Source organism: Nonomuraea sp. NPDC003709, from assembly GCF_040610775.1.
Classification (GTDB): Bacteria; Actinomycetota; Actinomycetes; order Streptosporangiales; family Streptosporangiaceae; genus Nonomuraea; species Nonomuraea angiospora_A.
On the sequence record NZ_JBEXMW010000013.1, the window covers coordinates 75,267 to 94,406 of the forward strand.

The 19,140-nt window shown below is 70.0% G+C and carries 18 protein-coding genes; 9 read left to right on the forward strand and 9 right to left on the reverse strand.

Annotation, left to right across the window (positions count from 1 at the left end; genetic code table 11):
• Positions 1 to 7 precede the first annotated feature (7 nt).
• The 3 genes from ABZX61_RS34520 to ABZX61_RS34530 are packed head-to-tail and all read left to right on the forward strand — an operon-like array spanning position 8 to position 3,298.
• A complete protein-coding gene (locus ABZX61_RS34520; RefSeq protein WP_355200283.1) occupies positions 8 to 1,150 on the forward strand; it encodes a toxic anion resistance protein in 1,143 nt (380 codons plus the stop codon).
• Positions 1,147 to 2,691, forward strand: coding sequence for a VWA domain-containing protein (locus ABZX61_RS34525; protein WP_355200284.1), 1,545 nt, complete (start codon positions 1,147 to 1,149; stop codon positions 2,689 to 2,691). The genes ABZX61_RS34520 and ABZX61_RS34525 overlap by 4 nt, the downstream gene beginning before the upstream one ends.
• Complete coding sequence (locus tag ABZX61_RS34530; RefSeq protein WP_355200285.1) at positions 2,678 to 3,298, forward strand: hypothetical protein; 621 nt, start codon at positions 2,678 to 2,680, stop codon at positions 3,296 to 3,298. The genes ABZX61_RS34525 and ABZX61_RS34530 overlap by 14 nt, the downstream gene beginning before the upstream one ends.
• A gap of 28 nt (positions 3,299 to 3,326) precedes the next feature.
• Here ABZX61_RS34530 and ABZX61_RS34535 read toward each other — a convergent pair whose 3' ends face one another.
• Both ABZX61_RS34535 and ABZX61_RS34540 read right to left on the reverse strand, forming a co-directional pair.
• Complete coding sequence (locus ABZX61_RS34535) at positions 3,327 to 4,376, reverse strand: aldo/keto reductase (RefSeq protein ID WP_355200286.1); 1,050 nt, start codon at positions 4,374 to 4,376, stop codon at positions 3,327 to 3,329.
• Positions 4,377 to 4,448: 72 nt separating this feature from the next.
• Positions 4,449 to 5,675: a cytochrome P450 gene (locus tag ABZX61_RS34540; RefSeq protein ID WP_355200287.1), complete on the reverse strand. Its 1,227-nt coding sequence runs from the start codon at positions 5,673 to 5,675 to the stop codon at positions 4,449 to 4,451.
• 285 nt (positions 5,676 to 5,960) lie between these two features.
• On the opposite strand from ABZX61_RS34540, the gene ABZX61_RS34545 reads away from it, so the two are divergent.
• Complete coding sequence (locus tag ABZX61_RS34545) at positions 5,961 to 6,455, forward strand: hypothetical protein (RefSeq protein ID WP_355200288.1); 495 nt, start codon at positions 5,961 to 5,963, stop codon at positions 6,453 to 6,455.
• Here ABZX61_RS34545 and ABZX61_RS34550 read toward each other — a convergent pair.
• A complete protein-coding gene (locus ABZX61_RS34550) occupies positions 6,404 to 8,536 on the reverse strand; it encodes an AAA family ATPase (protein WP_355200289.1) in 2,133 nt (710 codons plus the stop codon). The genes ABZX61_RS34545 and ABZX61_RS34550 overlap by 52 nt on opposite strands.
• Positions 8,537 to 8,759: 223 nt before the next feature.
• On the opposite strand from ABZX61_RS34550, the gene ABZX61_RS34555 reads away from it, so the two are divergent.
• The 3 genes from ABZX61_RS34555 (at position 8,760) to ABZX61_RS34565 (ending at position 11,793) form a co-directional block, all read left to right on the forward strand.
• Complete coding sequence (locus tag ABZX61_RS34555) at positions 8,760 to 9,989, forward strand: MFS transporter (RefSeq protein ID WP_355200290.1); 1,230 nt, start codon at positions 8,760 to 8,762, stop codon at positions 9,987 to 9,989.
• A gap of 235 nt (positions 9,990 to 10,224) precedes the next feature.
• Entirely contained in the window at positions 10,225 to 10,401 is a 177-nt protein-coding gene (locus tag ABZX61_RS34560; protein ID WP_355200291.1) for a hypothetical protein, read from the forward strand.
• A gap of 972 nt (positions 10,402 to 11,373) precedes the next feature.
• Positions 11,374 to 11,793: a hypothetical protein gene (locus ABZX61_RS34565; protein WP_355200292.1), complete on the forward strand. Its 420-nt coding sequence runs from the start codon at positions 11,374 to 11,376 to the stop codon at positions 11,791 to 11,793.
• 416 nt (positions 11,794 to 12,209) lie between these two features.
• Here the strand turns inward: ABZX61_RS34565 and ABZX61_RS34570 are convergent, their stop codons facing one another.
• From ABZX61_RS34570 to ABZX61_RS34580, 3 genes are all read right to left on the reverse strand, one after another.
• A complete protein-coding gene (locus ABZX61_RS34570; RefSeq protein WP_355200293.1) occupies positions 12,210 to 12,572 on the reverse strand; it encodes a hypothetical protein in 363 nt (120 codons plus the stop codon).
• 72 nt (positions 12,573 to 12,644) lie between these two features.
• Positions 12,645 to 13,136 carry a GntR family transcriptional regulator gene (locus tag ABZX61_RS34575; RefSeq protein ID WP_355200294.1) on the reverse strand — a complete coding sequence of 164 codons (492 nt, stop codon included), beginning with the start codon at positions 13,134 to 13,136 and terminating at the stop codon, positions 12,645 to 12,647.
• Positions 13,137 to 13,478: 342 nt separating this feature from the next.
• Positions 13,479 to 14,210, reverse strand: a complete 732-nt coding sequence (locus ABZX61_RS34580) for an SDR family oxidoreductase (RefSeq protein ID WP_355200295.1) — start codon at positions 14,208 to 14,210, stop codon at positions 13,479 to 13,481.
• Between ABZX61_RS34580 and ABZX61_RS34585 the strand changes: the two genes are divergently transcribed.
• Together ABZX61_RS34585 and ABZX61_RS34590 are read left to right on the forward strand one after the other, a co-directional pair.
• Positions 14,203 to 15,285: an AraC family transcriptional regulator gene (locus tag ABZX61_RS34585; protein WP_355200564.1), complete on the forward strand. Its 1,083-nt coding sequence runs from the start codon at positions 14,203 to 14,205 to the stop codon at positions 15,283 to 15,285. The genes ABZX61_RS34580 and ABZX61_RS34585 overlap by 8 nt on opposite strands.
• Before the next feature lie 254 nt (positions 15,286 to 15,539).
• Positions 15,540 to 16,100, forward strand: coding sequence for a cysteine hydrolase (locus ABZX61_RS34590; protein WP_355200296.1), 561 nt, complete (start codon positions 15,540 to 15,542; stop codon positions 16,098 to 16,100).
• 48 nt (positions 16,101 to 16,148) lie between these two features.
• Here the strand turns inward: ABZX61_RS34590 and ABZX61_RS34595 are convergent, their stop codons facing one another.
• From ABZX61_RS34595 to ABZX61_RS34605, 3 genes are all read right to left on the reverse strand, one after another.
• Positions 16,149 to 16,565: an HIT family protein gene (locus tag ABZX61_RS34595; protein ID WP_355200297.1), complete on the reverse strand. Its 417-nt coding sequence runs from the start codon at positions 16,563 to 16,565 to the stop codon at positions 16,149 to 16,151.
• A gap of 307 nt (positions 16,566 to 16,872) precedes the next feature.
• Complete coding sequence (locus ABZX61_RS34600; protein ID WP_355200298.1) at positions 16,873 to 17,901, reverse strand: hypothetical protein; 1,029 nt, start codon at positions 17,899 to 17,901, stop codon at positions 16,873 to 16,875.
• A 36-nt stretch (positions 17,902 to 17,937) separates the two neighbouring features.
• On the reverse strand, positions 17,938 to 19,086 hold the full coding sequence (locus ABZX61_RS34605) for a putative sulfate exporter family transporter (protein WP_355200299.1): 1,149 nt from the start codon (positions 19,084 to 19,086) through the stop codon (positions 17,938 to 17,940).
• Positions 19,087 to 19,140: the final 54 nt, after the last annotated feature.

Sequence of the window (19,140 nt, forward strand, 5' to 3'; positions counted from 1 at the left end):
CCCGCACGTGTCCGATCTGGTGCTCACGCCGCCCGAGCCGGTCGCCCCGGTCCCGGCCGAGACGGCGGCCACCATGCTGCCGATCGCCGGCGAGCGCGCCGCCGAGCTGGCTGCCAAGGCCCGCGACTTCGCCGGCGAGCTGAGCGGTCTCGACCACCGCTCCCCCGAGTTCTCCCGCAAGGTGCACGACATCTCCTCGATGGGCGACACCGAGATCAAGTCGGCCTCCCAGGTGGCCAACCGCATGCTCAAGCGGCCGGTCGCCGCCCTGGACGCGGCCCGGGGCGAGGGCGCCGACGCCCAGGGCAGGGTCGCCAAGGAGCTGGTGGCGCTGCGCCGTACCGTCGTGGACCTGGACCCGAAGCAGGCGGTCAGCGGGACGCGCAAGCTCCTGGGCCTCATCCCGTTCGGCGACCGGCTGCGCGACTACTTCGCCAAGTACCAGTCCGCGCAGAAGCACATCGACGACATCATCCGCGCGCTGAAGTCCGGCCAGGACGAGCTGCTGCGCGACAACGCCGCCATCGAGGGCGAGAAGGCGAACCTGTGGGAGACGATGACCCGGCTGCAGGAGTACGCGGTCCTGGCCCAGGCCATGGACGCCGCTCTTGAGGAGCGCATCGCGCTGGCCGACGAGGAGCGGGCCACGGCGCTGCGGTCCGACGCCCTGTTCACCGTGCGCCAGCGCCACCAGGACCTGCTCACCCAGCTCGCCGTGTCGGCCCAGGGCTACCTGGCGCTCGACCTCGTACGCAAGAACAACCTGGAGCTGAGCAAGGGCGTGGACCGCGCCACCACGACCACGGTCGCGGCGCTGCGCACGGCGGTCACGGTCGCGCAGGCGCTGGCGAACCAGAAGCTGGTGCTCGACCAGATCACCGCACTGAACGCCACGACCGGTGACCTGATCCTGGCCACCAGCGAGATGCTGCGCACCCAGGCGGGCGCGATCCAAAACCAGGCGGCCTCGACGACCGTGGATCTGGACACGCTGCGGCAGGCGTTCGACAACGTCTACGCCACGATGGACATGATCGACGCGTTCCGGTCGAAGGCCGTGGACAACATGGCGGCCACCGTCGACAGCCTGTCCGTCGAGCTGGGGCACGCCAAGGCGTACCTGGAGCGGGCCCGGGAGGGCGAGCGATGAGACGAGTCCTGCCTCTCGTCCTGCTCGCCGCCCTGCTGGCGGGCTGCGGCGGGGGCGAGGAGCCCGCCGACGCGCCCGACGTGCTCCGCGTGCTGGCCGGCAGCGAGATCAAGGACCTCGAGCCGCTGCTGCGGCGGGCCGAGGCGGAGGCCGGCGTCAAGGTGCGGCTCACCTACACCGGCACGCTCGACGGCGCCGAGCAGGTCGCGAGCGGCCGCGCCGACGGCCGGCTGGACGCGGTCTGGTTCTCCTCCAACCGCTACCTGTCCCTGATCGACGGCGCGCAGGCCAGGCTGTCCACCCAGTCCAAGATCATGATCTCCCCCGTCGTGCTGGGGCTGAAGCCCGCCAAGGCCCGCGAGCTCGGCTGGGACGGCAAGCAGGTCACCTGGGCCGACATCGCGCGGGCGGCCAAGGCGGGCAGGTTCGGCTTCGCCATGACGAACCCCGCCTCCTCCAACTCCGGCTTCTCCGCCCTGGTCGGGGTGGCCGCGGCGCTGTCGGACGCGGACGGCGCGCTCAGCGCCGAGCAGGTCGCGTCGGTGACGCCGCGGCTGAAGGAGTTCTTCTCGGCGCAGCGCCTGACGGCCGGCTCGTCGGGGTGGCTGGCCGACGCCTACGCCCGCGACCGGCGCGTGGACGGCATGGTCAACTACGAGTCGGTCCTGCTGGGGATGCGCGAGCCGCTGACGCTCGTCTACCCGTCCGACGGCGTGGTGACCGCCGACTACCCGCTCACGCTGCTCGCCTCGGCCCCCGAGCCCAAGAAGGCCCTGTACGGCAAGCTCACCGCCTGGTTACGCAGCCCCGCCGTGCAGAAGGACATCATGACCGGCACCCACCGCCGGCCGATCACGCCGGGCGTGGCCCCGGACCCGCGCTTCGGCGGCAGGCAGCTGATCGAGCTGCCGTTCCCCAACCGGCGCAGCACCGCCGACGAGCTGATCGCCACCTACCTCAACCAGGTGCGGGTCCCGGCGGAGACCCGGTTCGTGCTGGACACCTCGGGCTCGATGGCGGGCGAGCGGATCGACGCGCTGCGGCAGGCGCTGGTCGCCCTGACCGGCGCCGACACCTCCGCCACCGGCGCGTTCTCGCGCTTCAGCAACCGCGAGGCCGTCACGATGATCCCGTTCAGCAACGCGCCGATGCGGCCGGTCCCGTTCACCGTGCCCGAACGCGACCCGCAGCCGGTGCTCGCCCAGATCAAGGCGTTCGCGGAAGGGCTGTCCGCGGGCGGCGGCACCGCGATCTACGACAGCCTGACCGCCGCCTACGAGCGCCCGGTGACGCCCGGGCACTACACCTCGGTCGTGCTCATGACCGACGGCGACAACACCGACGGCTCCGACTACGCCGCCTTCGAGGCCCGTTACCGGGCGCTGCCGGAGGACCGGCGGGCGCCGGCGTTCGTGGTGCTGTTCGGCGAGAGCGACGTCGAGGAGATGCGCAAGGTCGCCGAGCTGACCGGCGGCGCCGTGTTCGACGCCCGCAAGACGTCGCTGAGCAGCGCGTTCAAGGAGATCCGTGGCTATCAGTGAGCGCGTCGTGCGCTACCTGGGCTCGAACCGGAACATCGCCGGCTCCTGTCTGGCGCTGCTCGGCCTGGTGGCCCACTTCCTGGGCCTGGCGGGCGCGTTCTGGCCGGTGGTCGTGGTGGCGCTGTACGGGGTGGGCGCGCTGCTGGCCCCGCCGGACCGGGTCCGGCTGACGATCTCGCACGCCGAGGTGGAGACGCGGGCGCTCAGGGCCGACCTGGACGAGCTGCTGCGGCGGATCGGCGGCCGCTTCCCCGTCGACGTGCACGCGGCCGTGGCCGCGCTGGCCGAGGTCCTGAGGGGCGTGCTGGACCGCGCCGAGCAGCTCACCGCCTCCCCCGACCAGCTGCACGTGGTGTCGCAGACGATCCGGCTGTACCTGCCCGCCAGCCTGGAGGCGTACGCGAACCTGCCGCGCGGCTACGCCCTCACCCGCCGCGGCGGGCGGGAGCGCAGCGCGCACGAGGAGCTGCTCGCCCAGCTCGGCCTGCTCGACGCCCAGCTGCGCAAGGTGGCCGAGGCCATCCACCGGGGGGACGAGCAGGCGCTGCGCGATCAGGGCCGGTTCCTGCGGGACAAGTTCGGCGGCTCGGAGCTGGACCTGAGCTGAGGGCTTGTGGGCTCCTGGGCTCGTGGGTTCAGCCCGCGGACCGGTCGGCGGGCAGGCGGCGCCGGCGGGCGGTGTCCGTCAGCGCCGGGCGGCGCCAGGCGCCGTCGGCGCGGTAGAGGTCGGTGCCCGGCGGGATGATCTCGTCGATACGGTCGAGGGTCCGGTCGTCGAGGGTGAGCGCGGCTCCCTTGAGCGTCGCCTCCAGCTGCTCCATGGTGCGGGGGCCGATGATGACCGAGGTGACGGCCGGGTGCGCCGCGGGGAAGGCGACCGCGAGCTCGGGCAGCGAGCAGCCGAGGTCCGTCGCGAGCTCGATCAGCTCCTCCACCACCTCGAGCTTGGTGGCGTTCTCGGGGATGGAGGGGTCGAAGCGGTTCGGGCTGAGCGAGGCGCGGCCGGTGGTCAGGTCGATGGGCTGTCCCTTCCTGAACCGGCCGGTCAGGAAGCCGGACGCGAGCGGGCTCCACGTCAGCACGCCCATGCCGTACCGCCGGCACACCGGCAGCACGTCGGCCTCGACGCCGCGGGCGAGCAGCGAGTACGGCGGCTGCTCGGTCCTGAAACGCCGCAGGCCGCGGCGTTCGGACACGTGGTGCGCCTCGACGATGTCCTCGGCGGGGAACGTCGAGCAGCCGAACGCCCGGATCTTGCCCTGCCCGACGAGGTCGCCCAGCACGTCGAGGGTCTCCTCGATGTCGGTCGTGTGGTCGGACCGGTGCACCTGGTAGAGGTCGATCCAGTCGGTCTGGAGCCGCTTGAGGCTCTCCTCGACCTCCTTGAGGATCCAGCGCCGCGAGTTGCCGCCCCGGTTCGGCCCCTCCCCCATCGGGAAGTGCACCTTCGTGGCGAGCACGACGTCGTCACGGCGGCCCCGCAGCGCCTTGCCCACGATCTCCTCGGACTCGCCCGCCGAGTACATGTCGGCCGTGTCGATGAAGTTGATGCCCTGGTCGAGGGCGTGGTGGATGATCCGGGCGCAGTCGTCGTGGTCGGGGTTGCCGACCGCGCCGAACATCATGGCGCCGAGACAGTGGACGCTCACCTCGATGCCCGTGCCGCCGAGGACGCGGTAACGCATGATCAGACTCCTAGCGATGTGGATGGGGTGCGGGGCGCGCGACGGAGCCTACGGGCTAGAGCCGACTCTAGATCAAGCAGCCGCCGGGAGCCGCAGGTGGACGGGGAGGGCGGACAGGCCGTTCATGAGCAGTGACGGCGTCCGGGTCAGGCTCTCCGCGGGCACCGCCAGGCGAAGGTCGGGGAAGCGGTCGAGCAGCGTGCGGAACGCGATGCGGGCCTCGACCCGGGCGAGCGGCGCGCCGACGCAGTAGTGGATGCCGTGCCCGAAGGCGACGTGCGTCGGGGCCTCCCGGGTGACGTCCAGCGCGGCGCCCATGGGGAAGACCCGCGGGTCGCGGTTGGCGGCGACCAGCGCGAAGTACACGACCGAGCCCGCCGGGAGCCTCACCCCGCCGGCCTCCACGGGCTCCACCGTGCGGTACGACAGGGTGGTCTGCACGGGCCCGTCATGGCGCAGGAGCTCCTCGATCGCCGGGTCGAGGAGCTCGGGGCGCTTGCGGAGCAGGGCGAGCTGGCCGGGGTGGGTGAGCAGGGAGCGCATGCCGTTCCCGATGAGGTTCACCGTCGTCTCGTGGCCGGCGATCACCAGCAGGAAGATCATCGACGTCAGCTCGTCCTGGCTGAGCCCTTCGCCGTCGTCGCGGGCCGCGATCAGGTCGGACAGCAGGTCGTCCTGCGGGTCGCGGCGCTTCTTCCCGATCAGTTCGCGGCTGTAGGCGAGCAGCGAGGCGACCGCCGCGTGGAATTCCTCGTAGCTGTAGATGCCGGGGGAAACGGCCGGCAGGGTCCATTCGCGGAAATCGGCCCGCTCCGCCTCGGGGATGCCGATCAGCTCGCAGATCACGCCGATCGCCAGCGGGTAGGCCAGCGCCGAGATGAGATCGACGGTCCCCCGGCCGTCGGCCTCGGCGAGCAGGTCGTCGGTGAGCTGCCGGATCCGCGGGACGAGCTTCTCGACCCTGCGGCGGGTGAACGTCGAGGTCACCAGCCTGCGCAGCCGCGGGTGGTCCGGCGGGTCGCTGTTGAGCATGGTCGTGTGGATGCCGCGCGCCACATCCTGGGGCAGTTGGTGCGCGTACGCCCCCGATGTCCAGCCGCCCTTGACCAGCCGCGGGTCGGCCAGCAGCGCCCTGGTCTCGGCGTAGCCGGTCACCAGCCACGCCTGCGTGCCGGCCGGCGTCGTGATCGGGTGGACGGGCCCCCTGGCGGCGAGGTCCGCGTAAATGTGGTGCCGCTCGTCGCCGCGAATCGCGGTGAACGGCGCCGGCCCGGATTCTCTGGGCGCGGAATCAGACAAGGCAATCCCCCATTGCTTTGATTAGTGAATTCGCGGGGGGAAACGTTACTCATGGGCGATATGCGGGCCGTTGACAGAAGGTAGACGCCCGGGACTACGTACTTACGTTCGACGGCTAGGTAGTGATCCGGGTATCCCTCCCGTGCCGCTCGCGGCGCCGCCGTACGCACGCTGGATCCATCGACAACACCATCGAGGAACGAGGAAAACATCAACCATGTGCAAGCACCGGCCACGGTGCTCATCCGCATACGCCGCCTATCGACTCGCAGGTGGGAGTCCCGCATGAACGACCACGCCTTCATGAACCACGGCGCTGGACACCATCTCGACCTGAGCGTCCTGAGCCGGGCCTGGGACTGGATCAAGTCCAGGGCCCTGGGCTCCGACGAGAGCGAGGTTCCGGGTGAGCGGGTAGCCACCTGGTCGCTGTCACCGGACACGCGCGCGCGGCCTCTCATCCACGCCCGGCTGGCCTCATGGGGGCTCGACGGGCTGGCAGAGGCCGCCGAGCTGCTGGTGGAACAGCTGGTCGCCGACGTCGAGGAGCACGCGCCCGGGCCGTACCGGCTGACCGTCTGGGCCACCGACGGCATGCTGCGCTGCGAGGTCGAGGCGGAGGCCGCGGACGACTCGCCGATGCCGCATGATCTGCGGGTGTTCCGGCGGCTGGCCTGCTGCTGGGGCGCCGCGGGCAATGCCTTCTGGTTCGAGATCCCGATGAACGCTCAGGACAAGTGCCGCAACTCCGGTTGGGCCTCGGGAGGCCGGATCGCGTAGGTGACGGCGCGGTCGACGCCCAGCTTCGTCCCGTGGCGGAAGGCGGACGTGAACGCCGGTTTCCCGAGCGCCTGGCGGGCCTGCCGCGTGCAGCGTTCGTGCCAGGCTGCGCAGTAGCAGAGCCGTTCGGGTGAGGCGCCCGCCGCCTGCCACAACGCGTGCGCCGCGCCGAGGAGTTCGGCGGCCCTCTCGTGCTCCTCCCGGGCGCCGGCGATCCAGGCCAGCACTTCCAGGCACTGGGTCAGGCACCACCGGTCGTCGATCTCTCCGGTGAACCGCGCGGCCGACGTCAGGAGAGTCTCGGCCTGCTCGTAGTCGCCCAGGTTCCACCGCGCGACGCCGAGCGCGAACTGGGCATACGCGCGTGACACCAGCGCATGGTGGGACTCGCTCAGGGCCAGCAGCTCCTCGCCGAACTCCGCGGCCAGGCCGGGGTCCTCGGTCGATCCGTACGCGGCGGCGAAATAGAGGTTGAACATGAGCCCGTCCATGTCGTTCAGGGACCGGTGGAGGGCGAGCGACTCGCGCAGCAGCGCGAGGCCGCGCCGGGTGTCGCCGGCGGTGCAGGCGGCCACGCCCGCGGTCCGGACGGCGTACGGCACGAGGTCCTCGTTCCCCGATCTGCCGGCGAGGGCGCGGCAGTCCTCCAGCAGCGGCATCGCCGCGTCGAGATCTCCCTGGCGCAGGGCGAGCATGCTGTCCGCCCAGAGCGCCGTCGCCCTGGCCCGGCCGGGCTCCGGCACCAGCTCCAGGCCGCGCTCGATCCAGTAGCGGCCCTCTGTGAGCGCGCCGGCGAGCACCCAGAAGCACCACATCGCGGACGCGGTGCCCAGGCCCAGGGGCGCCAGCGCGGGCTCGTTCAGGCACGCCTGGAGCGCGACGCGGATGTTGGGCAGCTCCTGGCGCAGGGCCAGGTACCGATCCAGCTGGTCGGACACCAACTGGTCGGTCCGGTGCGTCTCCGTCAGCTCGCGGTAGTGGCCGACGAAGCGCCTGCGCAGCCATTGCCGCTCGGCGGGCGTCAGCTGCTCGCAGCCGTACGCGCGCAGGCTCTCCAGCATGCGGAAGCCGAGCCCGCCCGGGTACAGGACCGACTTGTCCACCAGCCCGGCCAGGAGGTCGAGCACGTCGGCCGGATCGATGCCCTCGCCCGCGCACACCGTCTCCGCGGTGTCCAGATCGACCCCTCCGGCGAACATCGACAGCCGGGCCCACAGCCGCCGCTCCTCGGGCGAACACAGCCGGAAGCTCCATTGGATGGTCGCCCGCAGCGTCTGGTGCCGCGGCAGGGCCATGGGGCCGCCGGTGGCCAGCACGTCGAAGCGCTGGTCCAGCTCGTACGCGAGCTCCTCCAGCGACAGGGTGCGCAGCCGGGCCGCGGCCAGCTCGATCGCCAGCGGGATCCCCTCCAGCCGCCGCACCAGCCGCACCACGCAGGTGAGGTTGCCCGCGTTCAGGGAGAAGCCCGGCACGACGTGCGCCGCGCGCTCCACGAACAGGCGCATCGAGTCGTGCCTGGCGGCCTCCCGTACGGTGCGGCTGGGCGTCTGCGGGCCGGCCGGTGCCTCCTCGTGAAGCGCCGGGCCCCCGTGGAGCACCTGGACAGGGCCGGGTACGGACAGCGGCGGGACCGGGAGCACCTGCTCGCCGTGCACGCCCAGCGAGTGCCTGCTGGTCACCAGGACCCGCAGGCGGGGTGTGGCGTGCAGCAGCCGTTCCACGAAGTGCGCGCAGAGCATGTCCAGGTGCTCGCAGTTGTCCAGGACCAGCAGCATCCGCCTGTTGGACAGGTGCTCCACCAGCAGCCCCATGGGATCCGGGTGAACTCCGCGCAGCCCCAGGGCCTCGGCCACCGCCGGCTCCAGCAGCTCGCCGGTCTCCAGGGTGGCGAGCTCGATCACCTCGACGCCGTCCCGGTACTTGTTTCGCAGGTTGTCCGCGAGCCTGAGCGCCAGCCGGGTCTTGCCGACCCCGCCGGGGCCGGTCAGGGTGAGCAGCCGCGTCCTCGACAGCGCCTTGCGCGCCGCCGACAGTTCCCACCTTCGCCCAATGAAGGTGGATTTATCCAACAAAAATGTCATGAGGGCCCTGCCACTCCCGTGAGACACCGAACGGCGCCAAGCCTCCACACCCCAGAGTATTCCTGGCCCGTTTCACGGCACAGCCGTCCGGAGCCGCCGGAGTCGCGTCTTATCATTTCCCAGCAAAAGGCGTCCTGCACCATTTTGCCAATGCGAGCCAACAAATTTGCCGGACACTTGATTTCGATGAATCGCATCGGCTCCATGTGATTCCTTATTCATCATGAACCTCACCGCGGAGCCGGCCGTCGTCCGCCGCCCGTATCGCTGGGTCGTGCTGGCGCTGGCGTGGGCCGCCTTCACGATGACCGCCGTGGACCGATCCACCTGGGGTCCCGCCTCGGTGGCGGTGGGCGAGCACCTCGGCGTGTCGCTGGCCGGGCTCGGCGTCTTCGCCACCGGCTACTACGTCGGCTACGTCGTCTCCAATGCCGGGGGCGGCGTGCTGACCGACTGGCTGAGCCCCCGGGTGGTCGTCGGCTGCTCGCTCTTCCTCGCCGGCGGGTTCATGATCCTGTTCGGCGGGACGGACTCCGTGGCGATGGGCATCGCGTTCCAGGCCGGGGTCGGGGTGTTCGCCGGGTGCGACTACTCGGCCGGGGTCAAGCTCATCTCCCAGTGGTTCCCGTCCAAGGACCGCGGGTTCGCCATGGGCGTGTTCATGACCGCCACCTCGCTGGGCACGGTGATCGCGAACGCGGTCGTCCCGAGCCTCATCGCCGCCTCCGGGTGGCGTACGTCCTACCACGTGTTCGGCGCCGCCTCGATGGTCGTCGCGGTGTTGTGCCTGCTGCTGCTGCGCGACGGCAAGGCCACATCCGCCGCCCGCGCGGTGCCGGACCTGCGCCCGCTGGCCCGCGACCGGGACCTGTGGCTGCTCGGCCTGGCCGGGTTCGGCGCGCTGTGGGGCACCTACGGCTTCATCACCTGGTCCAACGCGCTGATGATCAAGGGCGGTCACCTGACCCCGGTGCAGGCCGGCACCGTGGTCGCGATCTTCGGCGTCGCCGCCATCGCGGCGAAGCCGTGCATGGGCATGGTGTCCGACCTGTTCGGCGGCCGGCGCAAGCTCCCGGCCGTCGCCGTGCTCGCCGCCTTCGTCGTGACGCTGCTGGTGTTCGGCACCCGCGACAGCCTGACCGGGTTCCTGTGGGTGGCGCCGTTCCTGGGGATCGCGGCGTACGTGTACAGCCCGCTGATGATCGCGCTGATCCCGGAGCTCGCCGGGGTCCGGCTCGCCGGGTCGGCGGCCGGCGCGACGAACGCGTTCTGGCAGCTCGGCAGCACGACCGTGCCGGTGGTGCTGGGCCTGGTGTTCCAGGCGACCCACTCGTTCTTCTGGGCCTTCGCCACGCTCGCCGCGGGGCCGCTGCTCGGCCTGGTCCTCCTGCTGGGGGTCCGGGAGCACAGGCTCGGCGCGCGCGTCCCCGCCGTGACCGCTCTCACGGGGTGAGGACCGCGCACCCATCCCGCTTCTCTCGATCGAGGACGCCGGCGGTCGACAAGATCGCGCTCGAAGAGCACTTCGGGGCCACCGACCCGGACACCGTCGAGCAGTCGGCCACGCACTTCACGGCCCATGCCTGGCCCGCGCACCGCGAGCCGACCGGGCGTGCCGCCTCAACGACCACGCGGCCGAGCAGATCGCCCGGCGGCCCGACCGGCTCGCCTTTTTCGCCGCGCTGCCCATGCGGGGCCCCGACGCGGCCGTGACCGAGCTGGGGCTGGTGTGCGCGCTGATCAACGGGTTCTCGCAAGTCGGCGCATGTTCTCGGCCGACTACGCGAGGCCGCCGCCTGGAGCCGAACGAGAACGACCTCGCCAAGATCGGCCGTACGAACGCGCGGCGGCTCCTGCGGCTGTGAGCTCCGGTCGGCACATCGAGGGAATGCGGGTGAAGGGATTCTGGAGCGTGGGCGCCGACTGCGTCGGGGCGGGGGCGGCTCCAACGGCCGAGCCCACGACGCCGGCGCAGACCGAGAAGGCGGAACGGCCGACGAGGCCACCCTCGGCACCCAGGCGGACGCCCCGCCGAAGACCTCGGCGCCCGCCCCCAAGCCAACCCGCACCAAGAAACCCGCGAGCGCCGCGGTGAGCAACGATTCAGGGGTCGGCCCGACCCCCGTCCCACCCCCGTCCCGACCCCCGTCCCGACCTCCGTCCCGACCTCCGAAGATCCACCGGAGCGGCGCGCGGAGACCAGTGACGGAGGGCACGAGAGGCTGTGAGGTCACGCTCTGCTCGGAGGCGATCCCACCGGCTGGCCACCCCCGTTGATCAACAGGACGCCCGCGACGAGCAGCGCCGCCGCCGGGACACCGGCCGACGCCAGGATCGTCGTACGGCGAAGCCCGGACGCCGGAGGGCGCGGACACCGGAGGGTGCGCGGACGAGGGCAGCGCGGTCGGTGACGGCAGCGCGGTCGGTGACGGCAGCGCGGTCGGTGACGGCAGCGCGGTCGGCGAGGTCAGCCGGGCGACCAGGTCAGCCGGGCGACCAGGTCGTCGGCGCTCGGCCGCTAGGCGGGATCCTTGGACAGACTGGCGGTGACGAGTTCGAGCAGCGTTCCGGCCGGCCCGGAGATCTCCGGCTCGTACGGCCCTCGTCCTCCACCGACGGCTGATTCACCGAGCCGCCAACAGACCGGGCAAAAAGCTGCCAGCGCGACAGTCGGAATGTCCCACACTCGCGATCAAGAAGCACTTGTTTTCCACGGAGATCACAATCTCCGTACAAACGCGGACAAATGTTGACCGTTCCACTTTCCTGATGGTTAATCGGAAGGGAGTGCGCCGCTTTCAACGGGGGAAGCGGCTCTTCATGGCCATGGGGGAAACATGACCAGGAGTCTTGTCGGCATGCTCTTAGCCGCCACCGTCGCGACCGGGGTCATCGCGGTGACGCCGACGGCGGCCTCGGCATCCGAACTGGGGCAGAGCGCCGCTCGTCCACACCTGCTCGACTACAAGATCTACTTCGGTAAGTGCGAGGACACCTGCCGCATCAAGGTGCGGATCAAGAGCGTCACTCGCCTGAAGCTCTACGATGTCAGCCTGAACGCCCGGCTCTGGGTCAACGGCAAGAAGGTCGGGTCCTGCTACGACTACGTCGGCAGCATCCGTCCCAAGGGGGTCCGCTGGGCCGGCTGCACCGTACGGTCGTCGAAACTGTCCACCATGTGGAACCGCTACCTCGACGGCGAAATCGACTTCAACACCGAGACCAAGACCAACGTCCACTACGAGTGGTATTCGTGACCGGCGGCCCAGGGGCCCTCTGCCCTGCTTCAGCGTAGGAGGCAGGCCGTCTGATCATTCCGTACGGATTCCGCAGCGAGCGTTGGGTGATCATGATTCCCCCAACGCTTGCTCAATGCGTTGGTCGGCCGCCTCGCGCTCGCCGCAGCCGGTCATCCCTACATAGTGGATGTCGGGCTGCGTGCACCACTTGGAGGACGACTCATCGTGGAGAGGGAAAGCGGCCATTCAAGGGAAATCTCGCGGCACACAACCGGGAAGCCGTCCCAGACGAAAGTTCTGATCGCATCGCGGAGATTCCGGGCTCAGCCCGAAGGTGCCAACGCAAGGGCAGGCCGCCCCGGCGAAGGCTTCCGATCACAGCACCAGCGTCGGGCTTTCGCCCCGGGCGATAGATAATCTGGCGTTCATAGAGGCTAGAAGCAGTCCTTTTGGGGCGTGCGTCCCGAGGCCTCGATCTCGACGGTCTTGCTCTTGGAGCTGCCGGGGGCCGTGAGGATCATCGCGATATGCAGCTTCTTGCCGGCGTGGCTGCCGCTGCCGCTGCCGCAGACCGAGCGCGCCTGCTTGGTGAGGTGGTGGAAGCGGTAGATGACCTTCTTCCAGTTCTTCTCCGGCGTCATGACCATCCACTCCTCACCGTCGGTCTTCTCGTCCGTACAGTGGCTGACGCCCTGGCAGGGGTGGGTGTACTGCTTGACGGACGCCTCGGCGGGGTGGCTCAGCAGCGCTCCCGTGGCTGCCGCGGCCACCAGGCCCAGGGCAAAGGTCTTCATCATGTGCACTTAGATGTTCGCGGCAACCTCAAGGTTCGCGACTGCCCGGGCTTACTTGCCATCGCTCTGCGCTCACTACGTCCACTGGCGAGCAATGCGGTGAACCTTTCCGGTCGCCGCACCAGCTGTCACTGCTCGGCGCGGCGATCCCAGGCCGAGGCGGTGCTGGATGAGCCGTTCCTGACGGAGTTTCCGCAGCGTGATGGCGATGGCGGCCAGCCCGTACGTATCCATCAGCTCCTGCTCGGACGGGAGCGGGTCGCCCAGCTTGAGCCGACCGGAGGTGATCGCGTCGCGCAGGTCCTCAACCAGGCGCCACGACGACGATACGGGGGCGCTCGTCATGCCGCCGGTCACGTACGTGCCCTTCGCGCGCACCGTCTCGACGCGGCCCTGCTCGCGCAGCTTGATGGCGTCCCGCACCGTGTTGCGGCTCACCTGCCAGCGGGCGCCGAGCTCCACCTCGGACGGCAGCTTGTCGCCGGGCTGCAACCTGCCCTTGTCGATGTCGGCGGCGATCTGCGGGGAGACGGCGTCCGCGTGGGTGCGCCGCCGGTCCCGGATCATGAGGTCCACCGCACCCAGATGGGGGACCTGTGTATACGTGCGCCAAGGCCCCGGCGGGAGGCGGTGGACGTCCTGCCAGGGCCTTCGCGGGCACGGATTGCAGATCACGCGCGCAGGCACCCTACGTGGCTGTCCGGCCGGTTACTGGACCGGCGCGCGGAGTATGCAGTTGGCTTCCTCCCGCGGGGATGTTCACGAGTTGATCCGACCTGGAACGGAGCGGAGCGGAGGCGTGTTGCTCGGGTTCGCATCAACCCGGCCAGTGCTCCCACGAGCCGGCGTGTAAGTGCTCGGCACAGGTGCCTGAACGAGATTCTCACCGACGGGCTGAAGTCCTGAAGGTCACCAGCCCACGGGGCCGTTCACGTCGAAGAAGCTGCCGCTGGGACCGTCCGCCGGGAGCGTGGCGGCGCGCACGACGACCTTCGCGCCCTGTGATGGATGCAGCGTTCCGAGGTTGTTGTTCAGATCGGTGGCGTTGTACCCCGGGCACACCGAGTTGATCTTGATCGGCGTGTCGTTGAGTTCGACGGCGAGCCATCCGGTGAGCCCGTTGAGGAGGGTCTTCGACGTGGGGTAGGCGAAGGACGGGAACGCTCCCAGAGGGTTGCCTGGAGACACGAGCGTGGTGATCGACCCCACCGTGCTGCTCACGTTCACGATGCGCCCGGCCTGCGCCTTCTGCACGAGCGGCAAGAACGCCTGCGTGACGCGCAGTGCCCCGTAGAAGTTCACGTCGAACGTGTGCTGGATCGTTTCCAGCCGCACGGTACCGGGAAGGCCTTCACCTTCCCCGATCGCAACCCCCGCGTTGTTGACCAGCACGTCCAGTGCGCCGGTCTCGTCGCCGACGTGCACCGCAGCAGCCCTGACGCTTTCTGCGTCGGTCACGTCGAGGCTGACGAAGCGAACGTCTCCGTCATTGGCAAGTTCCTTTGCCGCGGCTTCGCCACGCCCCTGGTGGCGGCATCCCAGCCAGACGGTGAAGCCCTGCTGCGCGAGCTGACGTGCGGTCTCAAATCCAATGCCCTTATTCGCGCCGGTGACGAGCGCCGTTTGCTTCGTGATGTACATGAACTCAATGCTGCAGCACCAGGGCGGTACGATCCATCATGTGAAGTCTCCGATACTTTACGCATCGTCCAGGAAGGGATCAGCGCTCGGCTCCAACGATCCGATCGCTGACGCCATCGGTCTTCTGCGGCCCCACGTCGTGGTCGAAGCCGGCCTCCACGCTGCGGGGTCGTGGGCGGTGCGGTTCGATCCGTTCCCGCACGTGAAACTCGGCGTCGTCGTGTGGGGCGAATGCTGGCTGGCCCTCGAAGGGCACGAACCTGTGCTCCTCAGAGGGGGCGACTTCTTCCTCCTGGGCAACCCCCCGCCCTACATGCTGGCCAGCGAGCTCACCGCGACACCGCGCACCGCGAAGTCGTTGTGGGACAACGCTACGAACGGCGCCGTGCGTATCGGACCCGAGGCCGAGGAAGACACATTCCTGTGCAGTGGGCACTTCTCGTTCGACGACACGAATGCCTCGATCCTGATCGATGTTCTACCGCCGCTCGTGCACGTCCATGCCGCAGATCCGCGAGGCAAGCTGCTCGCACACCTGAGCGAACTGCTGGTCACCGAGGTCGAGACCACCTCCGTCGGGGGCTCTCTGGTCCTGGACCATCTCGCACAGATCCTGTTCGTTCATATGCTGCGCGCCCACGCCGACCAAGCCGGTCGGCCCACCGGCTGGCTGGGAGCGCTCAGCGACGACGGCATCGGTGCCGCACTTCGCGCCATGCACGCAGACGTGGCGCACCGTTGGACGCTCAAAGAGCTCGCCGGTATCAGCTGCATGTCCCGCTCGGCGTTCGCCGCATCCTTCAAGAAGCAGGTCGGAACCGCACCACTGGAGTACTTGATCGAGTGGCGAATGAGCCTCGCCCGCGATGCCCTGCGTCGCGGCACTCGATCGATCTCCGAACTCGCATTCGCGACCGGCTATGAATCCGAGAGCGCGTTCAGCACCGCATTTCGCCGCGTAGTCGGCTCCTCACCCAAACGATTTCGCGATGCGGCACATCGCGCTGCTTCGTGGCAGGACGATGGATCAGGCACCCGGCGGGTCGGCGAGATCGGACGGGAGGAGGTCGAGTGAGCGGGCCTTCTGCAGCGTGTGGGGTGCGAAAACTCGGATGTGGCCTCGGTCTGCGGTTATCCGCCCCGTCTATGCGGCCGGCTGTGGTGGACATGAAGCCTGATAGCCCGGCCTACGACCCAGGCCGCCTACGCCGCGGCCGATGGCCCTTACGCGAATCTGTCCCACTATGGTCGTACTAGATCGACGACAACAGTGCCAAGGATACGACCGTGAGGATGGCCGATGGCGCGCCGTACAGAGAAGGAAACCGTATGACCAGCACCGCGCTCATCGTCGGCGACCTGCAGGCGGGCATCGTGGACAACTACTCCTTCGCCGCCGGCGTGCTCCCCGTCGTGGAAAAGGTTCTCCCCGCGGCCAGAGCCGCCGGAATCCCCGTGATCTTCATCCGTTTCGGGCTCCGGGCCTCAGGCCTTGATGTGGCAGCGGGAAACCAGCTGATCACCGGCCTGCACGGGGCGGGGACGCGGTTTCACGAAGATTCTCCCGAGACGCTCGTGCACCCGCGCATCGAGCCGTTGCCGGGCGAGGCCGTCGTTCTCAAGCGCCGCGCCAGCGCGTTCGCGGCGACCGACCTCGATCGCCTCCTGCGGGCCCAGCACATCGACTCGATCGTGCTGACCGGTGTCGCGACCGGGGCGATGATCGCCGCTACCCTGTACGACGCCTCCGACCGCGATTACCACGTGACCGTGCTCAGCGACGCCTGCGCCGACGGGGAACCGGACGTGCACGATTTCCTGATCAACCGCGTCTTCCCGGCCAGGGGCGCCGACGTCCTCACAGGCCACGCGTGGACCGCCCGCCTATGAGCAGCCGTCAGCATTGAAGAACAGGAAATTTATCCCAGGCGGGCCGGTTCAGAGATGAGGGCTCAGGCGCTTGGCGATCCCGTCGGTCTCATCGAGGTCCAGACGAGGGACCTCGCCTGACCGCGTGCCGCCGTCGGGCAGAGTGCCAGCGACATGGAAGTGAACATGGGGGACGGTCTGGTGCGCGGGCGCTCCGTTGTTCTGCCAGACGGCGATGCCCCCGGGGTCGTAGGCGGCTGTGATGGCCCGGGCCGCCCGCCGCACGGCGTTCATCAATTGCTGCTCCTCCGCCGGGACCACGTCCATGACCGTCGGGCGGTGGGCGACCGGGATCACCAGCACGTGCCCCTGCCCACGCTGCCAACGGGTGACCAGGATGGCGACCTGCTCCCCCTGTTCCAGGATGGTGGCGGGGTGCAGCCCGGCGAGGTAGTCGCAGAAGGGGCACGGGTCCACGGATGGCATGGATATCGGCATGTTCCGATCTTCCCGCATATCCCGTAGGTGGCGTCAAAACCCCCAGGCCACAGCACTGGTGGCGGCGTCATTCGGCGCGCCACTCTCGGTGATCCGCACCAACGTCCCCGGCACCTTGCGGTGGGAGAATGATCTGCCGAGCACACCCGGCGCAAACCGTACAGCTGCCACCAGAAGAACGGCTGATCCTGCGAGAACAGCCCATCGTTGGGGAACTCCACCGTGCACGTAACGAGACCCACTTGCTCGTGACCCGGCGGGCCAGGAGCCGGGCCTCCTTGGCCCCTGGCGTCACCTATCTGAGGGCGAAGACCGCGGAGGTGGAGTCGCTCTCGCTCTGCCGTACGGTGCCCGCGGCCCAGACCTCCGTGGTGCCGGGGACGAGCGCCAGGTCCCACAGCTTGATCACCTTGCCGGCGACCTGAGGGGCGCTCACCGACCACTGACCCGTGGCCGAGCGGGACAGCACGCGGGAGCTCGTGTCATCCGGTGGATCCGCGATCACCCGGATGCCGCCCCGGCCGTCCGCGACCGCGTCACCGAGGCGCCACGCGGGTGTCACCGGGGCCGGGAGTGCGACGTCGACCGGTGACCAGGCGCGGCCGTCGAAATACGCGGCGAACAGCTTCTCGTCGCGGTCGCCGAAGACCCAGACGTCATTCTTGGCCACCGCGAGAATGCCGGTCAGGCTGACGGTCTCCTTGTCGCGGCCGGTGGGAAAGGCGGCTTTCTTCCAGGCTTTGCCGTCGAAGTGGGCGACCCTGCAACAACCGATCGCCCAGACGTCCTTCTGCGACACGGCGCTGGTCCGGACGACGTCCCTCGGCGCTCGACGCTGCCAGGTGCGGCCGTTCCAGAACCAGGACGCCGAATGGCCGTCCGAGCCGAAGGCCCAGACGTGGTGGCGGCCGAGCACGAGGCCGCGGCTGAGGTTGGGGTGGGGTCCCATGGCGGATCTGCCCGCGTCCGTCCAGCGACGGCCGTCGTAGCGGAGGGCGGCGGACTCGCCGGTGTCGCTCGTGGTGAAGGCCCACACGTTCCCGGACGAGGACGCGCCCGCCGAGCCGATGGCACCGTAGTGGCGGCCGGGCAGCTCCGCGGCCCGCCAGGCTCGGCCGTCCCAGTGCTGCGCCACCGGACGGGCGGTCCCCGCGCATTCGTCGTCGATGGGCTCGCTCTGGCCGAAGACCCAGACGTCGCTGCGGCTCAGCGGAACGACCGCCGACATCGAGTCGCAGCCGCCGAAACTGTGCATCCGGATCACTTCCCAGACCGGCTGGTTCACCGGGGGCGGGACCGCGACCAGACCGACCGTCAATAACATTCGTGTCAGCACAGCACCCATCATGCTGTCCGCGCGTCACCCGAGCAGCCAGACCCCCGCCAGCGAGATCGTTCCGATGAGCCCGGTGGCGATGCCGCCGAGCAGCATGACCCGGCCGCCCTTGAGCAGCTTCCGCAGATCGATGCCCGTGCCGAGGGCGAACAGGGCGGCGGCCATCAGCGCGTTCGTGACCGCCGGGACGTTCCCGGTCACCACCGGGGGCAGCAGGCCCGTGCTCCGTACGGCCACCATCGCCAGGAACCCGGCCACGAACAGCGGCACGATCGGCGGCCTCCTCCCGGGAGCGGCGGCAGGCGGTGCCACCGGACGGGTGAGGGTGGCACCGCGCTCAGCTGCCCCGGCCACCGCCGGGTGGGCGGGCCCGGCCAGCCCCGGCCGAGCAGGCGCGGCCACCAGCGGCCGGGAGGGCACGGCCGCCGCCGGCTGAGCCGGCACGGCTACCGTCGGCTGGGCGGGAGCGCTGCGCGGGCGGCGCAGGGACGTGGTGACCGCGACGATGGGGGCAAGCAGGACGACTCGGGCCAGCTTGACCGTCACCGCCGTCGCGAGCACGCCCGTGGCCGCGCCGATCGCCGCCACCTGGGCGACCTCGTGCACGGCCGCTCCCGCCCACACCCCGAGCTGCTCGTACGACAGCCCCAGCCAGGACGCCAGCAGCGGCAGCACCACGATGGCCGCGCTGCCGTAGAGGACCACCACGCTCAGCGCGCCCGCGGCGTCCTCGTCCGAGCTGTCGGCACTGTCGTGCATGGCCGCGATCGCCGCCGCCCCGCAGATCGACACGCCGGTGGCGACCAGCAGCGACGTACCGGGGGAAAGGCCGAGGCGGCGACCGGCCAGTGGCGTGAGCACGAACGTGAGCCCCGTGGCGGCGGCCACGACCGCGAGCGCCTGCCACCCGAGCGCGAGCACCTGCGGCACCGCGATCTGCAGCCCGAGCAGCACGATCGCCGCGCGCAGCACCCGCCTGGAGACGAACATCAGCCCGGGACGCAGCGGCGCGCGGATCACCCCGGCGGTGGCCAGCGCCGCCCCCAGGACCACCGCGGCGGTGGCCGGGCTGAGCCCCGGCACGAACCGGTTGACGGCCAGGGCGGCCACCGTCGCCAGCGCGCACGCCACGATGCCCGGCAGGCAGGACGTCTTGGAGGGGGTGGGAAGCATGATCCCAGTCTTCGGGGCGTTCGACAGGCCCGGTAGCCGCGCATTGCCTGGGAG

What these genes read in the sequence shown, in the direction of transcription:
- ABZX61_RS34525 (WP_355200284.1), top strand. Translation starts at nt 1,147, where the DNA reads ATGAGACGAGTCCTGCCTCTCGTCCTGCTCGCCGCCCTGCTGGCGGGC.
- ABZX61_RS34535 (WP_355200286.1), bottom strand. Translation starts at nt 4,376, where the DNA reads ATGCGTTACCGCGTCCTCGGCGGCACGGGCATCGAGGTGAGCGTCCAC.
- ABZX61_RS34545 (WP_355200288.1), top strand. Translation starts at nt 5,961, where the DNA reads ATGAACGACCACGCCTTCATGAACCACGGCGCTGGACACCATCTCGAC.
- ABZX61_RS34550 (WP_355200289.1), bottom strand. Translation starts at nt 8,536, where the DNA reads ATGACATTTTTGTTGGATAAATCCACCTTCATTGGGCGAAGGTGGGAA.
- ABZX61_RS34555 (WP_355200290.1), top strand. Translation starts at nt 8,760, where the DNA reads ATGAACCTCACCGCGGAGCCGGCCGTCGTCCGCCGCCCGTATCGCTGG.
- ABZX61_RS34560 (WP_355200291.1), top strand. Translation starts at nt 10,225, where the DNA reads ATGCGGGGCCCCGACGCGGCCGTGACCGAGCTGGGGCTGGTGTGCGCG.
- ABZX61_RS34565 (WP_355200292.1), top strand. Translation starts at nt 11,374, where the DNA reads ATGACCAGGAGTCTTGTCGGCATGCTCTTAGCCGCCACCGTCGCGACC.
- ABZX61_RS34570 (WP_355200293.1), bottom strand. Translation starts at nt 12,572, where the DNA reads ATGATGAAGACCTTTGCCCTGGGCCTGGTGGCCGCGGCAGCCACGGGA.
- ABZX61_RS34575 (WP_355200294.1), bottom strand. Translation starts at nt 13,136, where the DNA reads ATGATCCGGGACCGGCGGCGCACCCACGCGGACGCCGTCTCCCCGCAG.
- ABZX61_RS34585 (WP_355200564.1), top strand. Translation starts at nt 14,203, where the DNA reads ATGTACATGAACTCAATGCTGCAGCACCAGGGCGGTACGATCCATCAT.
- ABZX61_RS34580 (WP_355200295.1), bottom strand. Translation starts at nt 14,210, where the DNA reads ATGTACATCACGAAGCAAACGGCGCTCGTCACCGGCGCGAATAAGGGC.
- ABZX61_RS34590 (WP_355200296.1), top strand. Translation starts at nt 15,540, where the DNA reads ATGACCAGCACCGCGCTCATCGTCGGCGACCTGCAGGCGGGCATCGTG.
- ABZX61_RS34595 (WP_355200297.1), bottom strand. Translation starts at nt 16,565, where the DNA reads ATGCCATCCGTGGACCCGTGCCCCTTCTGCGACTACCTCGCCGGGCTG.
- ABZX61_RS34600 (WP_355200298.1), bottom strand. Translation starts at nt 17,901, where the DNA reads ATGTTATTGACGGTCGGTCTGGTCGCGGTCCCGCCCCCGGTGAACCAG.
- ABZX61_RS34605 (WP_355200299.1), bottom strand. Translation starts at nt 19,086, where the DNA reads ATGCTTCCCACCCCCTCCAAGACGTCCTGCCTGCCGGGCATCGTGGCG.